The sequence below is a fragment of the Novacetimonas maltaceti genome (assembly GCF_002906255.1).
GTDB classification, from domain to species: domain Bacteria; phylum Pseudomonadota; class Alphaproteobacteria; order Acetobacterales; family Acetobacteraceae; genus Novacetimonas; species Novacetimonas maltaceti.
The window spans coordinates 25,844-42,080 of record NZ_POTC01000014.1 but is presented as its reverse complement, the minus strand read 5'-3'; the positions used below and the strand labels follow the sequence as shown (position 1 = coordinate 42,080).

Annotated in this window: 6 protein-coding genes; 4 read left to right on the top strand and 2 right to left on the bottom strand. The window is 64.7% G+C overall.

Annotation, left to right across the window (positions count from 1 at the left end; genetic code table 11):
* Nucleotides 1-185 precede the first annotated feature (185 nt).
* From KMAL_RS07115 to KMAL_RS07100, 4 genes are read left to right on the top strand one after another with little or no spacing between them, the layout of a single operon-like run.
* On the top strand, nt 186-2,651 hold the full coding sequence (locus KMAL_RS07115; RefSeq protein ID WP_110095054.1) for a helicase-related protein: 2,466 nt from the start codon (nt 186-188) through the stop codon (nt 2,649-2,651).
* Nucleotides 2,648-3,514, top strand: coding sequence for a hypothetical protein (locus KMAL_RS07110; protein ID WP_110095053.1), 867 nt, complete (start codon nt 2,648-2,650; stop codon nt 3,512-3,514). The genes KMAL_RS07115 and KMAL_RS07110 overlap by 4 nt, the downstream gene beginning before the upstream one ends.
* A complete protein-coding gene (locus KMAL_RS07105) occupies nt 3,511-6,819 on the top strand; it encodes a hypothetical protein (RefSeq protein WP_110095052.1) in 3,309 nt (1,102 codons plus the stop codon). Before KMAL_RS07110 ends, KMAL_RS07105 begins: the two co-directional genes overlap by 4 nt.
* Entirely contained in the window at nt 6,812-7,513 is a 702-nt protein-coding gene (locus KMAL_RS07100) for a hypothetical protein (RefSeq protein ID WP_110095051.1), read from the top strand. The genes KMAL_RS07105 and KMAL_RS07100 overlap by 8 nt, the downstream gene beginning before the upstream one ends.
* On the opposite strand, the gene KMAL_RS07095 is transcribed toward KMAL_RS07100, so the two are convergent.
* Both KMAL_RS07095 and KMAL_RS07090 read right to left on the bottom strand, forming a co-directional pair.
* The gene (locus KMAL_RS07095; RefSeq protein ID WP_110095050.1) at nt 7,500-13,868 is read right to left on the bottom strand and encodes an AAA domain-containing protein; all 6,369 of its coding nucleotides are present in this window, start codon (nt 13,866-13,868) and stop codon (nt 7,500-7,502) included. The two genes, KMAL_RS07100 and KMAL_RS07095, sit on opposite strands and share 14 nt — an antisense overlap.
* Entirely contained in the window at nt 13,865-16,234 is a 2,370-nt protein-coding gene (locus tag KMAL_RS07090) for a PD-(D/E)XK nuclease family protein (protein ID WP_146044170.1), read from the bottom strand. The genes KMAL_RS07095 and KMAL_RS07090 overlap by 4 nt, the downstream gene beginning before the upstream one ends.
* Between the last annotated feature and the right edge of the window lie 3 nt (nt 16,235-16,237).

The following is a 16,237-nucleotide window of genomic DNA, read 5'->3' as shown; positions in this document are numbered from 1 at the left end:
AAATTGAAATGCTGCTTTGTCATAATGTCGATGCAACCTATTTCGCTGATATGGTACGGTTGTTTCATGAAGTCATCATGCGCGTGCGTTCCATCTGTACTGTCCCGCTCCCCGGTTACCGGTCGTCATGGACCATGTATTGCATGGAAGATGCCAATCTGTGGCTGGCCTGATGGAGACTGTTCATGACTGTGGGGACGGGGGGGCAGGTTCCGGCCTGGTGCACTAACGCCATCCGGCGCTGCGAACAGGCGCTGGGAACCGCGCAGGGCAGTGCCGATCGACTGGCGCTGGTCCGTTCACTCGTGCGCCTGCATGGCGGGCGCCGCGATCTGGCGGCGCTGCCCATTTTCCTCAATGAGGCGGAGCGCTTCCTGCTGGGACGTTTCGGCCTTGCCCTGACCCACGAGGGCAGGGCGCTGCGCATCGTGACGGACGAGGACAGGTTTGGCCTCGATGGGCTGGCGCAGGCCATGATTCTCGACGAACGGCCACGGCAGGTTTTCGAACCCGCGGCGCCTGACGCCGTGCTGCTGCGCCTGACACGGCATGGCAGTTACCGCACCGCCGCGCAGAAGGCGGCCGTGCGCGCGCTGCTGACCCAACCCGGCGGCAGCGGCCTGATGGTCAGCATGCCTACGGGGGCGGGCAAAAGCCTGCTGTTCCAGGTCGCGGCCTGTTTTGAACGCGAACGCACGCCCGGTGCATGCGCCCTTGTGATCATCCCGACCATTGCCCTTGCGCTGGACCATGAACGCACCCTTTCGGCCATGAAGGGACTGGAGGGCAGCAGGGCGCTGACCGGCAGCATGTCCGCAGCGGAGACGCAAGGCATCATCAACGGTTTCCGCCGGGGCGAGGTGCCGGTCCTGCTGACATCGCCCGAAAAGGCGCTTTCCCCCCAACTGCTGCGCCATCTGGAGGAAGTGGCGGCCCCGCATGCCGTCGAATACGGGCTGGAGGGGCGCCTGACGCATGTCTTCGTGGACGAGGCCCATATCATAGAAAGCTGGGGCCGCAACTTCCGCCCGGATTTCCAGCGCCTGCCATCGGTGCTGGCCCGCCTGCGTCAGGTCAACCCGATGCTGCGCGCCGTCCTGCTGTCCGCCACGCTGACGGACGCCGCGCGCAAGGTGCTGCGTGACAGCTGGAAGCAGGAGGGGGACTGGCTGGAGGTGGACGCCCGCACCGCGCGCTATGAACATGACATCGTCGTCGGGAAATATCGTTCATCGCGGGAGCGTGAACCCGCCCTTGACCATGTGATCGACCACGCGCCCCGTCCCGTCATCGTCTATACCACCACCATCCATGCGGCTGATGAGTTGTATGACCGGTTGCGTACGGACCGTGGCTATCGCCGCGTCGCACTGTTTACCGGCAATACCGGGGATGAGGAACGCAGGCGGGTCATCAGCGGCTGGGCGGATGACGCCTATGATATCGTTGTGGCCACATCCGCCTTTGGCATGGGCATTGACAAGGCGGACGTGCGGTCGGTCATCCATGCCTGCCTGCCGGAGGGGCCAGCGCGCTGGTACCAGGAAATCGGCCGTGCCGCGCGTGATGGTGGCCAGGCGCTTGCCGCCTGCCTGTTCACGGACAACCAGCACGTGTCCGACGTGCGGGAAGCCAGGGGGATCGCAACCAAGGGGTGGCTGACACGGGAAGTGGCCCAGAGCCGCTGGCATGGGCTGCGTGAAACGGCGACCATGCTGGACTGGCGCAATGGGGCGCGCGTGATGCTGGTGAACCTGAACGCCTTTCGTAAAGGCCAGCGCCGCAAGAAAGGGGACTGGACCCGCGACTGGAACATGGCGCTGCTGATCCTGATGCAGCGCGCGCGCCTGATTGATGTGCTTTCGAGCGTGCCGGAAGATGCGCCGGATGAATTCCATTGGGAGATCGCGATCCTTGATCCCCGCCTGCTGGAAAATGACGATGATGGGATCTGGGACAGCATCTGCGCCCTGCGCGATGCCGAGCAGTCCGATGCGCGGGAGGCGCTGGACGCCTTTATCAATGCAATGCGCCATCCCCGGCAGACCTGCATCACGCAGGATGCCTTCGAACTGATCGAAACCCGCGCCCATGCCCCGGCCTGCGGGCATTGTCCCGCCTGCTGGGCGCAGGGCATCCAGCCCCCGCGCATGCTGCGGTCCGACGGGCTGGAACAGCGATGGGCATGCCAGCAGGCTCCCCATGCCGTCCTGCCACCGGGCATCGTGCTGCTGTCGCCCGACGATCCGTATTTCGAGGACGGTTTCCCCGACCTTGTCCGTAGCCTGGTACGCGCGGGCGTGGAGCAGATGGTCGTGCCGCCTGCGCTTGCGCAAGGGGCGGCCCGTCTGATGGCGGATGCGGGCGCGCGGATGGGCTTTGTCATGGATGCCGGGCAATGGCGGCACTCAGTCCGGCTGGCCGAAGTCGTCACGGCCATATTCCTGCCCCATGAGGAAGACGAGGCCGCGCGGATACTGGACAGGCTTTCGGAGGAATTCGGCCATTGCAGTCCGGTTCCGGTCCTCCTCGTGGCGCAGCCTGAACGGTTGTGGCGCGGGCGCAGGCTCGACCAGACCGTCTCGACCCATGCCCCTTATGACCAGTCGATGCTGGATATCTTGATGGAAAGTGAGATCACAGGCCGATGAGCGTACTTTCAAGCCCGCAGGGCAGTCCGGAACGTGTGTGGTCACTCCTTGTCGGGCTTCAGGCGCTGGGCGGGACAGCCAGCAGCGAGATATACAAGGCCCTGCTTAGTCCGGTTGTCGATTCTTCGCTGGTCAATGACACGCGCGGCGTGATCTCCAGCCTCGGGCTGGTCAGGACCAGCGGGCATGAGGTCTCGCTCATCGACGGGCTGGACCTTGCGGACATGGCCAGCTTCGCCGATGACGTGTATGACCGGCTCATCGCGCTGGAACTCGACAATATCGATGCCGTCCTCCTGACAACCTATGCCTGGATCTGTGCGAGGTCCGACAGGGAAGGGAATGTCAGCTGGCTGTATGTGCTGACGAGGCAGCAGTTCGCCGACCAGGCGGCGCAGGCCCAGGGCCAGGCTGGCACGGAAAGCCCGCGCATCAATGCCACCAAGCTGAATGCCTGGTACCGCTGGCTTGTCTTCATGGGGATGGGGGAGTCCCTTCCCCTGCCCAAGTCCCAGATCCTTTTTTCGCCCGCGCAGCGGCTGCGGCGCGAACTGCAACGTGCCCGCGCGCGTCTGCCTGACGAGATGACGGCGGACGCCTTTCGCGGTTTCATCGCCAGTCGCCTGCCCTATCTGGATGGGGGCCGCTTCTTTACGGAGGCCTGCGCATGGATCGGCCATGCCCCGCCCGCGCGACAGTTTTCGCCCATGCTGAGCGATGCCCTGCGGGACCTGCATGATGACGGGACGCTCCGGTTGTGCCTCAGCGGTGATGCGATGACGCATATCGGCCTGACGGAAAACCCGGCCCACGCAATCAATGCCTTCACGACGGTCAGGGTAAATGGGGGACAGGAACAATGAGCACGCCGGTTTCCGCCTGCTGGGAGGCGCAGGACGCACGCGACATGTTCAGCACGGAGGCGCTGGAAGGTGACGATGCGATCTTCCTTGCGACCCATACGCCCATCGAGGATTTCGATGTCGCGGGGGCGAACGGTGCGGAGTTCGCAGAGCAGACTGAAAGCGCGGTCCTTGAAACCCTGTCGGCCCCGGAGCGGGAACACGCATTCTGCGTGGTGCAGGGGGAACCGGGGTCAGGCAAGTCCCATCTCATCCGCTGGCTTGCGGTCAACTGGCCGCGGGGGGAGCGCGATGTCATGCTCCTGCTGCGACGTTCGGACGGAAGCCTTGAAGGGGCGCTGCACCAGTTGCGTGAGCGCCTGCCGCAGCAGTTCGGTTCCCTGTTCCAGAACCTGGGGCAGACGCACCGCGCGGGCCAGAGGGGGCGGGCCAATATCTTCCTCGGCACGCTCACCAACACGCTTGAACCCGGCCATTTCGAAGTCCCGCTGGCGGATGAAGGCTGGTGCAGGGAGTATGCGCCGGACAAGCTGCTGCGACTGGATGAGGTCCGCACCAGGTGGCAGGGACCTGCACGCATCCTCGGCCTGATGGAAGGCTCCACCCACCAGCCCCGCAATTCCGAAACCGCATCCTTCAACCTGCATGACATTGCGGAGCTTGCGAAGATATGCGCGCCGCTGGAACGCAGCAGGGTTGCCGCGCCCTGCCGGGAGTTGATCCATCAACTGGTGCGTGAGACCGACAGGATCGACAGGGAGTTTGCCGAAAACTGGTCCGCGGATGCACTGGCGAAGGATTACAAGGACCTCTTCCCCGTCAGCCTCAGGTTCATTGCGGCGCTCAACAGTCGTCGCAACGATGCGATCCAGAACGTGCTGGGCATTTCCGCGCAGGGCCTGAAGACACTGTTCCGCCGCGTGCGCGAGGCCCTGGCGCAGCAGGGGAAGCGCCTTGTGCTGCTGCTGGAGGACATCACCAGTTGGGAAGGGCTGGATGACAGCCTCATCGACGCGCTGGTATTCAATGCGGCGGCCCGTGGGGGGGAGGAGGAGGCGTCGGTCTGTCCCCTGATCTCGGTGGTTGGCATCACGCCGGCCTATTATTACGAACATCTGGCGGCAAACTACCGCCAGCGCATCACCCATGAAATCAGGCTCGGGAAGTCCACCGGCAGCGGGTTGCAGGACGTGGCGACCCTGCGTGACAGGCAGATGCGGCGGCAGTTCGTCACGCGTTATCTTGCGGCCATGCGGGCCGGGCGCGACAGGATCGATGCGTGGCTGCGCACGGTGCGTACGGACGATGCCACCTGTCCGGCCCCCAATCCATGCACGACCTGCACCCGGCGCGAAACGTGCTTCAGCGTGTTTGGCAGCAATGACGGGATCGGTTTCTTTCCCTTTACCGCCCATGCGCTGGACCGTTTTTTCGATGCCCTGAAGGATAATGACCGCGGCCAGACATGGCAGACCCCGCGTGGCATCCTGCAGGCCATCCTCAGCCCCAACCTGACGCAGCCCAACATGCTGGCCGCCGGGACCTATCCCGGTCCCCTGATCGAATCCGGGCAGGCCTTTCGCAGCGACCGCTGTTCCGGCATGGCCCTTGCATCCCGCACGAGGGAGATCGTGCGCAACAGGATAGAGGCCCCCGTGGAGCAGTCACGCATGTGCCGTGTCCTTGCCTACTGGGCGGACCCCGAACGTGCGGATACGACCGTCATGGGCGATGGCCTGGCGTTTGCAGGCATGAGCCGCCACCTGTTCGACGCCTTCGGCCTGCCGTGGATCGGGAGCGAGAGCGCAACTGCCGCGCCAACGTCCGATCCCCTGCCGATCATTGACGTGCCCGCCCCGGACGAACTTCCCGTCACTGCCCCGGCACCGGCACCGGATTCCGCCCCCGCCTCGGGGCCGGCGCCGCAGGCTCCCGCGATGCCAAGGCGTGCGCCGTCGTCCGCCCTTGCCACGGGCGAGAAGCTGCGGCCAAGGCGGACGAGTATCCCCAGGCTCGAGCAGATGCGCAAGCAGATCCGCGCATGGCAGCAGACAGGGGTCATGGAGGATATCAGCCAGTGGAACACCTTGGTATACGGGGAAATATTTTCTAAGCTGAACCTGCGCCAGCTGGGCTATCCGGTGAAGCTCGTGACCAGCATCATCACGCCCGATATGCTCAAGGTGCAAAGCCGCATGGACGGGACGCGGGACTACTTCGTCATCCGGCCCGAAGAATGGGTGGTAAAGGGGCTGGAGGCTTACATCGCCCTGCGGCAGGACAGGGACATGACGTCTGCGGACGTGTCCTACCACCTGCATAACCTTGCCGCCATGATGCGGCATATGGCGCAGGAGGCATCGCAGTACCTCGATCGCCATATCCCGCTGCCGGAAGGGGGAAAGCGCTGGCAGCCGGTTGCCACCTTTGCGCAGGTCCTGCTGCTCCGGGCCTGGCTGCGTGGAACGGTCTCGCCCACCGCGCCGGTCCTGGCCCAGATCCGGGCCGTCCTGGAGGACGAACCGGACCCGCGAACGGATATCGGCACACGTTGCGCCCCATGGCAGGAATTGCTGAACGCAAGTAATACGAGGTCTGGGTATATACGCCAGCTCCTGAACGAAATGCTTGCCCTGCCGGTGTCCGAGGAGGGGGCAAGGGAGGACCAGACACTTGTCGATGCCAGCGTACTGACCGGTGCCGTGGCGCGTTTCATGGAGAACGGCGAATTCGATCCGTTCCCGGATCCGCAGGCCATGACCCGTCGCATGCCCGACCTGTTCAGGCGTGTCTGCGAACTGGCGAAGCTGTCGGATGACAGGCTGATGCGGATCAACCGCACTGAAACGCGGCAGCTGAATGATCGGGTGCAGGCACTGTCGGACATGCTGGAGCGGGACGGGATTGTCCATCACCTTGACCGTATGAAGGCGTGCATTACCGCGATCTCGGACCTGCTTCCCGCCGTCATTCCAGTCCGGGTCGCGGAATGGATGGAGGAGTATGCGCGCCTTGCCCCCCGGATTGAAGAGGGCGCCCCCACGCAGTTGGAGGAACTGATCTGCGATGTCCTTGATGGGGAGATGCCTGCGGATTATCCCAAACCCGTCAAGCTCGGCTGGCTGGCCCGTGTCCCGTCACGCAATCTGGAGGAATTCCTGAAGGTCACGCAATCAGGCACGGATGTGCTCAGGCAGCTTTACACCCCTGCCCATGACTGCGTGGCGGAAGCGCAGGGACTGGGCTCGCTGAGTGCGGTACATGCAATCGGACACGACCTGAAGGAGGTGGCGGGCCATGGATGACGTTGGCGAAATGACCTGGAGCCTGAAGCAGGTCGAGGACCTGCTACCGCAGCTGCCTTCGGCTGTGGAGCGCCGGAAACTTGGTGAACGCCTGCGCGAGGCGGTGCAGGCCCTCCGCGCCGCACCGCAGCAGATCCAGCGGATCAGGACCCTGATGGAACTGGCCGATGTGCTGGAATGCAGCAGCGATCTTCTGGATGAAGTCCGGGACGCGGCGCTGGAGATCGGGGAGGAACTTGAAAATGTGTCGGACCCGGAGGTGCTCCATACGGCGACGGACGAATACCGGCGCACCCTGATACCTGCGGTGGGGCGTCTGGAACATGCGCTGCGCGAACGCTGCCGGGTCTTCACCGCGGAACGCTTCCAGCCCCAGGTCGGCATCGGGAAGCTGCTGACGCAGATGCACGTTCCCGACAATCTGGGGGAGCGCCTGGTCGCCTGCGCGCAGCAGGGGATGCAGCTTGCCACCCAGGGTACCGTGGCGGAGATGCTGTCGGGCCTGCGGACCCGGCTTGCCGAACTCGACGCCCTCCAGCGCGAACGCTCCACCCGCATCCCCGATGGCGAGGTCGGGGGATTCATCGCCGCCCTTGTCGAGGAGAGGGCCACCCTGGCGATGGTGACCCCCGATGTCGTGCAATGGCTGGCGGAGCATGGGGCGCTGGAGGATTTCGTGGTCAGGCCGCGCTGACGCCTGTCGCCATGAAGCGCTGCACCATGCGCCGGCTCATGCTGGCTTCCATCATGGTATCATCCATCAGGTCGCTGGCCTGATGGACGCAGCCGCGACACCCATCCACGCATAGCGGCGCGCCAAGCCGGTAGACCAGTTCCGCCAGCCGCGTTTCGGGGTTCATGGCGTCCTCCGGGTCCACGATATCCGCGGCGAACATGTCCGACGTCCGCTGCAGTGCGGGCAGGTCGGCCGTCCGCGCCCGCATGACGACAGCCGAGGCCAGTTCCCACCCGAAAACCGCGCGCCCGAAATCGGCCGTGGCCTGCTGGCGCACCGTCTCGATTTCCGTTGCGATGTCATAAACGGCCAGCTGTTCGTGGCCGATCGTCTCCTGCCCGAACAGGGTGCGGATCACGCCGGGGGACAGGTGCGTGGCCGTGGCGTCGCCGGTCAGTTCGCGCGCGATCGCAGCAAAGGTGCCGGGATCGTGCGGGTCATGCTGGCGCCAGCGTTCATGATGGGCGCGCATGTCCCAGAAACGCTGCTGCATCGCGTCCTCATCGGCATTGGGACAGGTCGCGAGATAGCCGGAGGCCACCAGTTCCTCCACCATGGCCCAGTTGTCGATCACGCCCCGGATTGTGCCATCGCCGCCCGAACCTGCCTCGGAAACCGTCAGTTCGCAGGACGCTTCCTCCCCGAACTGCAGGGGCAGGCGGGCATGGCCCAGCAACTGGCGTTCATCGCCCTGGCCCACCTGCGCCGCCAGCAGGCGCAGGCGTGCAAGCAGGCCATGCAGGATGGTGCTGCGTAGGTAGGCCTCCATGTCCGCCTTGTTGTCCAGCGCGCGCAGGCTTTCATCAAGCAGGGTGCGGAAACGCTCGTCAGACAGGGCTTCGGCTGCACCGGCAACCCGGTTGGGCGTCAGCAGCGGATGCTGGGCCAGCAGGTCGTCGCGTATGTCATCAAACAGCGATTCCAGCGCGGCGGGATTCCAGAACCGGATCAGGTGGCGCAGGCGACGGCGGAAGCCCGGGATGCTGATGCCGGTGGCAAGGAGGTCGGCCGCGATACGCAGGTGATTGATCCCGAAGCCCAGGGTGCGCCCCTTGCTGTTGATGAGGTAGCGCAGGAACTGCGTCTTGTGCCAGCACCGCTCTCCCGCATTGGTCTCGAACAGGTCCAGCATGGCCGTTGTGCAGGCCTCCAGCCGCCTTTCATCGATGCTGAAGCGCAGTCCCTCCGTCTCCACCTGATAGCCATGCAGCAGGGGGCGGCCATCGGTGGGGGCCACGAATGTCTGGGAAATGTTCACCGCATCCACCCCGCGCTTGTCAAAGCGGATTTCCGCGTCGGCCCCCCAGAACACGCGCGCGACATGCAGGCCCGAACGGGCGTGACGGGCGCTTCCCGTAAAGGCGGTGACCCGGCCCATGCCGGCAAGGGGGGATGCGCCGCCAATTCCGCGCCCCAGTGCGTCATCGGCCCGGACCATGAGGAAGCCGCGCAGGCTGCCCCGACTGTCATGCCGGATTGCCGCATCCGGTTCCTCGACATGGCGGATGGGCGGACGATGCCCAAGGTCGTATTCCAGCGTGCCGTACCACTGCGCATGCTTCATTTCCCCGACGCATTGCAGCGTCGCCACCGTGGGGCGGCACAGGCGCGGATGCACCCCCGCCAGCATGGGGCGGGCATCCACCGGCAGTTGGGCCAGCACGCCAGGCGTGTCCCCGCCAAGGTCCTGCAGTTCGGCGCGGTCGTAATCCTCCGCCGTAAGCCATGGGGCCTGTCCCTGCACGGGCGGGCGCCAGTGAACCCATGACGGGTGGTAGCGCCGTGTCGCGTTGCCCGGCGCGATGGTCAGCAGTGCAAGGCCGATATCCTCCGCCGCCGGGAAGTTGATTTCCGGCCCCTCCACCGTCATGGCCGGCAGGTTGATCGTGTCGAACAGCAGGTTGGGGGCCCAAGCCAGGTGCTGGCGCAGGTGCGACAGGTAACGTGTCAGTCCCTGTTCCTCCTGCGCCTGCATGGCCATGTCCCAGAACGTCACGGCATCGGTGGCGCCGAATGCCTGCCACACATCGGGCCCCATCACCCGTTCGACCAGCAGGCCGGCTTCGCGCAGCATGTCAGGCTGGACGCGGGCGAAATTGATGTGGCACCCGGTCCGGTAGATCCGGCGCGCAAGGCCATCGAACAGCGTGACCAGCGCCTGTCCCCGGCGGACAAAGAAATTGTCGGGGTTGAGCGGGATCTGGAACCCGGTGGGCGAGATCATTTCGCGTGGCCGCTGGAACCACCAGCTGTCGCGTGGGGAATAGAGCGACAGCGTCACGGCGGTGATGGAGCGGTCATCCATGCCACGTCCGCCACGGCCCCGGCGCTGGACGAAGCTGGCCAGGTTCCGGGGGGCGTAATGCTGGTAGACAAGGGTGATGTCGGGATCATCATACCCGACTTCCAGCACCGAGGTGGCAAAGACGATGTCCGCCTTCCTGACAAGCGTTTCCGCATTGCTCCCGACACCGGAATAGATGGGCGAACGCGCGACGGAGAGCGGCGCGCCGGGGCGGGCATGGCCATGGACGGTACACTGGTTGGGGTCGTTGGCGGCGAACCACCAGCATTCGCCATCGGCAAACCTGCGGCATGCGTCGGGGGTGCCGCAGCAGCGTGTCTGCGGGGTGCCGGCATCATCGTCGCCAAACATGGAGATCCGCAGCGCGGCCAGCCTCTTTTCCTCCTCCGCGTCGATATAGGCCCCGTGCAGGCGGCGCATCTTGTCGATGGAATCAAAGAATACGAGGCTGCGGTAACCGCCTTCCTTGCCCGTACGCCTGCGCATGCCATGGCTGAGGCACATCAGGCTCTGGATGGTGGTGGAGGCCCCGGCGATATCCGCGTTGCGGGATTCGATTTCGGGCTGCACGAAGTAGAAATATTCCCGGCTGCGCGGATTGTGCTGCACGCCCTGCGCGTCCGGCCGGATCACATTGACCTCCGCGCGTCCGATCAGGCGGCCCCACGCCTGCGCGGGCTCGGATATGGTGGCGCTCATGCCGATCATGACCATGGGCGCGCCGTCGGGAACCGCGCTCTGGGCGCGTGCCGCAAGCCTGCGCAGCGTCATGCCGACCTGCGCGCCATGGATATGGGTATAGAGGTGGATTTCATCAGCCAGCAGGGCGCGCGGCGGCGCGAAGGACGGGTCATCGCCAAACAGCGCCCCATAGCGGGGATCGTGCATCCACTGGTGCAGGCTGTCGGTTGTGGGCAGGAACAGGGTCGGGGGATGCTGGCCCAGCCCCTGTTTCGAACCGATCCATCCATCAAATCGCCAGTCGCCCTCCGGGCAGACCAGTGCATCCGCCCCGCCATGGCCCGCCTGCGCGTGCAGGTGCAGGGCATGGCCGCAGGACGGGCAGCCGAAAAAGGGAAAACGGTATGTGCCGACCGGCATGTCCGGGTCGTGCCAGGTGTCCTGGTGGCGCAGGTGCATGCCGCCAAAGCTGTTGGGGACATCGCCCACCTGCAGCCCCAGCGTCAGCACCGGCATGCCCGGCACCTGCGCCAGCGCGGCCAGGTAGGTGGCCAGGCGCTGGGCCTGGTTGGCCGCAAGGCGGACCCGTGGATAGGCAAGGATGGCGCGGGTGCCCCGGATGCCCTGCAGATGATCGGCCAGTGCGGCGGCAATGATCGGCAGTACCGCCGCCTCGGTCTTGCCCGATCCCGTATCCGCGGCGATGACATGGCTGGCCGGGCCGTCCCCACGCCATGCGGCCAGCAGGGCATGCAGCCCTTCTTCCTGGAACCGCGCCAGCATGGCGTTCTCGCCCCACATCGCCACAAGGGCCGCACGCAGCCCCTCCAGCGCCATGCGCTGCGCATCGGGCACACCACCCGCCAGCGCGCCAAACACATCCACCAGGGGCCGGTCGCGCAGGGGCCGTTTGCGGTCCTGCAGTTCGACTTTCACATTCCTGACCAGATAGGGGCGGGAGCCGGCATCATCGCTGCGGAACCTCTGCTTGACGTGACGCAGTTCGCGCGCGATTTCGCCCATGCGGCTGCGGACATGCCCGTCGTCCCCGCGCACGATATGGCTGTTGCGCTCCAGGCGGTCCAGCGCGGCGGCCACGCTTTCATCCACCACGCCATCGGCGCCGGCGAAGGCCGCAGGCGGGGTCCAGGCGTCATACACCCCGAAATTGATCCGCCCGGCATCAAGGTCCTCGATCTTGTTGAGGAGTTCGAAGTCACCGGCCTGCAGTTCAGGTTCCGCCACCGCTTCGGGCGCGATGTCCACCGGGGCCTGATCGTCCGCCATTTCCACGGCAAAGCCTGTGGGCGTCTCATGGATCCGGATCAGGCCTTCGGCCTTCAGCTGTTCGATGACAGGCAGCAGCATGTCCGTGCCATCTTCGGACATCCACGCAAACCGGCGCCGCAGCTGTTCATAGTAACAGTATTTGTGGGTGCGTTCATCCTGTATGACGGTCGCGATCCGGGCACGCACGCTTGCGGGGTCCACGTCATAGACCTGCCGGGCGTGCGCGAAGGGACGCGCGACCCAGAACGGCGTTCCCTTTTCCGAACGCGGGGTGATCCGGTCAAGGCAGATCCAGCCCATCAGGTGCAGCATCCGCGCCTGGGCGAAGGGCTCGCTGGACATGGCCAGTTCCCTGCCCACCCGGTAAAGGGGGGTGCTGCCATAACGATCCTGCGCGGCAAGGCGCCGGATGACCCTGAGGATAGCTGCCTGCTCCTCTGTCAGTTCCTGTTGTGGCGGTGTGATTTTGACCATGCTGCGATCCTCGCTTTCTATCGGGGGCGCGTTGGGGAAACGGCATGCACGGACCTGCAGCGCAATGCGCCGCCCGGACATGCCCATCGCCTCGATTTCGTCCACCGGGTCACAGCCCAGGACGAAATTGCGCAGGCGGTCCGCGTTATCCATGACCTCCTGCTCTGGCGGTACCGTCTCGAGCAGCCTGCTGCTGACGATCACGACCAGTTTCGTGCGCGCACGCGTGATCGCCACGTTCAGCCGTTCCGGCGAAAAGATGAAGTCTGCTTCGGCCAGCGCGAATTCCGGGTCTGATACGCAGTATGACAGGATGATCGCATCGCGTTCGCTGCCCTGGATGCGATCGACCGTCTCAACAAACGCATCGCGTTTCCATGTGGGGGGCAGCAGGGAACGGATGGTCGCGTTGTGGGCGCGGTGCGGACTGATGATCGCGGCCAGCCGGGACCAGAACAGGGCAGGCGTGACCGGCACCCCGGCCCCTGCGTCGATCCGTTCGGCCAGTGCCGTCGCCAGCCTTGCCGCCAGCATGCCCTCGAACGGATTGGAGACGGCTGCAGGTGGCCCGTCATGGACAAGGACGACAATCGGGGAATCCGGGTCGAGGGCGAGGCGGGCGATACGGTCAAGCCCCCTTGTCCAGTCGGGGCGCAGGGCCAGTCGCGCGGACGGCACGGCGGATACGTACTGCCCCGGATAGAAATTGCGTTCGGGAAAGCGGGTCAGCGGTTCATTGAGCCGGAACGTCTCCTTCAGCGCGCATTCCACCGTCCGGGCGGACTTGAGGAACGCGTACAGCGATCCCCCCACCTCGTGCTGGTCGACAAGGGTCGATTTCATCATGCGCACGGGCGGGAGTTGGCGGTCATCGCCACAGACCACCACCCGGCAGGCAGGCGCCATACCCGCCAGCGCCATCAGACCATGGCTCAGGACCATCTGGGAGGCTTCGTCGATACAGATCAGGTCGAACAGTTCCGCTGTCGGCCCGTTCGGGTTCATTGCGCGCGGCAGCCGGTCGGGCCTGTTGATCAGTCGGTACAGCGACCAGATCGTCCCGCCAATGACCGTGTCATTGCTGCCGATGGCCTCGATGATCCGCGTGTCCTCATCACGGGGAACCGCGACGACCCCCTCTGCCACGCCGTCATCTGGCGGCGTCCCGTAGAAAAGCGGGGCAGGGGCGCGGCGATCATGGACCTTCCTGATTTTTGCGACGTTTTTCAGGACATTTCCGACGGCATTCCTTGTAAACGCGGTCACGAAAATCCGTGCTGGCAGGCCCGCTTTCCTGCGGCTGGCGGCATAGGCCGTGATCATCCATGCCAGCAGGTGGGTTTTCCCCGTGCCCGGCGGGCCGAGAACCAGTCCCACGCGATTGTCGGCCAGGCGGCGCCATGCGTCTTCCTGCGCGGGGCGCAGGTCACGGTCGTGATGTGCCGCGATGGAAGGCCGCGCGAATTCATCCAGGGCCGCGCGCCAGATTTCGGGATCCTGTACCGAATCCGCGAATTCCTGGGGGAAACGCAGGAATTTCAGGATATCTCTGGCGGTGCTCATGGCGTGTCCTGCGCGTTGAGGAAGTTGAGGAACGCGAGTGATTTGGGGGAATTGACGTCAACGAAAACCTGGTCGAGCCACCATTGACGCGGGTCCGTCCGGTTCAGCATTTCCTGGAAATCCTCGCCGCAGAAAACGGACCGGCGCATGCGGAGCGTCACCTCTCCCGGCGCGGCGAAGCGCAGGTCGCATGCCAGTCCGGGCCAGAGCGCCTGATCCAGCAGGTGCCGTGGCGCGCCGTCACTCAGGACAAGGCCGAACGTACCGGGCGTCAGATCGGTCATGTCCATGTCGGGGACAGCGAATTTCAGCAAGACCATGTCCCTGCCGTTTGTGGCGGACGGATCGCGCTGTGCGATCTGCCGGATGCCATCGGGGTCAATCATGCGCATCGGGCCGATGGCGCGCCGTGCGTCGCGCCGCTGTTGCGCGGGATTGGCAAGGCGTACGAGGGTTTCCAGCAGCCCGCTGCGGTTTTCAAGCAGTTCAAAGGCCTGGAGGGTGTCGATTTCCCCCATGGCAAACGGATTGAAACTTTGCTGGAGGCGGAACGGTTTCTTGTTCAGTTGCAGGAAAGGCATCTGCCCGTGGGCCATGTGCCTGGCGTTTTCCTCAAGCAGCCATTCGGTGATCGCCTGCATGGCATCAAGGCGCGCACGCACGTCCGCTTCGACAGCCTGTTTCATATGCGCCCCGCCCCGGCCTTCGCGCAGGTCACGGGCGATATCGATGGACAGGAGCGACGAAAAGGGCCGTTCAAACCTTTTCTGCGGTGCGTATTCGGTCCTGATCCGGCCCTTGGCGCAAAGGGCATGTGAAACCTGCCGCAGGTCATAGGACACGGTGACCGGCAACGCGAAAAGCTGTTCCATGACGTTGCGCAGCGCGCAGGCCGGCAGGTGCTGGATGCCGCGCAGTTCGGGTTCGGGGATCAGCTCCTCCGGCGGGAACAGCCGGATCATGTTCAGCAGGCCACTGCGCACGGCGGCGTTGTCCAGATGGCGCCTTACGGCATTCTGCAGGGCTGTGGCCTCTGCCATTTCATAAATGAAGATATGGACGTAAAGATTGTCCGGCGCGGCGGGGTCATGGATCGCGGCATTATGGCGGTCGATCGCCGCTAGGTCCGCCTGCAGTTGGCCAAATACCCGGATCAGTGCGGCAGTTTCCATGTCCCGCCGCGAGGTCGACAGGACTTCGATCGTATCGGGCCTGCCTGACCTGTCGACAAGGCGGTAGCCCAGCGTGACCAGCATGTCATCGACCGGGTCGAGATCCGCGACAAGATAGACTGCGACATCCACGCGCGGGGGCATCAGGAACGTGCAGGCATCGGGCTTCTGTATGATCTCGTCGTCACGCAGGGCGCGGGCGCGTTCGATCAGCGTATCTCCACGCCGCGACAGTATCCATCCCGCGTTATCCATGCGGCGTATCACGGTGGCGCAGTCCGCAAGCTGCGCCACCGTACGGATGCCATGGGACACAAGGGTGCGTTTCGATTCCTGGCTCAGCCCTGCAACCGCGGAAATGTCACGCTGGCCGGGCGGCCGTGTGGGGGCGATGGCCGTCATGCAGTAGGAGCGCAGGTAGGCGCACTGCTCACATTTGTAATAAATATGGAAAAAAGTGTCATCCTGCGTCGGCGTCAATGTCCTGGCGGCGATGCGCGGGGCGGTCTTGCGGCAGAATTCCGCAACCGCATGCATGTAGGGGGCAAGGAGGAAAGCCTCATGCCGGGCCTGCGCGCCTTCCGCGCTGCCGTCCTCGGGAATATGCCAGATTTCGCCTTCGGGGTGCACGGACCCCACCTCGTACCCTTCTTCCGCAAGGTCGGCCAGGATCGAGCGCAGCAGCAGCGCATAGAATGCGACCTGCATCTTGTGGAAGGACGTGGCGGCGCGGGTCGCCTTGATATCGACGATCTGGAAGCGGGGAGGGCCGTCAGGGGACGGGATACGCCAGATCAGGTCGGGAATGCTGCCACCGATCAGGAGGGTGCCGTTTCCCCCGATGGCGGCATCGGACTGCTCGAACCCCAGGTTCGGCTGGGCGATCAGGGTCTGTTGTCCATTGTCTTCGGTCAGGAACTGACGCATGGCGGCCGACAGGGTCCTGACGGCCGGATTGTGATCATGGGAGGAAGGAAACTGGATGAAATGTTCCCCCATCTTTTTCTTCAGTTCCGCAATGACCTGCTTTTCATATTCCACGCCGAGCATGGCCCATCTGGCGGGGGAGGTGTTGGGGCCCCTGTGCTTCCTTTCAACGTCCGACCCCATTTCCATTTCATGGCGGGTCTTGCGTTCGCATCGATACTGGAACCAGGACTTGATCGTCGTGCCGCCCAACCGTAGAGCCATCATGTC

Excerpts from the sequence above, each read along its gene's own strand:
- KMAL_RS07115 (WP_110095054.1), top strand. The coding sequence starts at position 186 with ATGACTGTGGGGACGGGGGGGCAGGTTCCGGCCTGGTGCACTAACGCC.
- KMAL_RS07090 (WP_146044170.1), bottom strand. The coding sequence starts at position 16,234 with ATGATGGCTCTACGGTTGGGCGGCACGACGATCAAGTCCTGGTTCCAG.
- KMAL_RS07105 (WP_110095052.1), top strand. The coding sequence starts at position 3,511 with ATGAGCACGCCGGTTTCCGCCTGCTGGGAGGCGCAGGACGCACGCGAC.
- KMAL_RS07095 (WP_110095050.1), bottom strand. The coding sequence starts at position 13,868 with ATGAGCACCGCCAGAGATATCCTGAAATTCCTGCGTTTCCCCCAGGAA.
- KMAL_RS07110 (WP_110095053.1), top strand. The coding sequence starts at position 2,648 with ATGAGCGTACTTTCAAGCCCGCAGGGCAGTCCGGAACGTGTGTGGTCA.
- KMAL_RS07100 (WP_110095051.1), top strand. The coding sequence starts at position 6,812 with ATGGATGACGTTGGCGAAATGACCTGGAGCCTGAAGCAGGTCGAGGAC.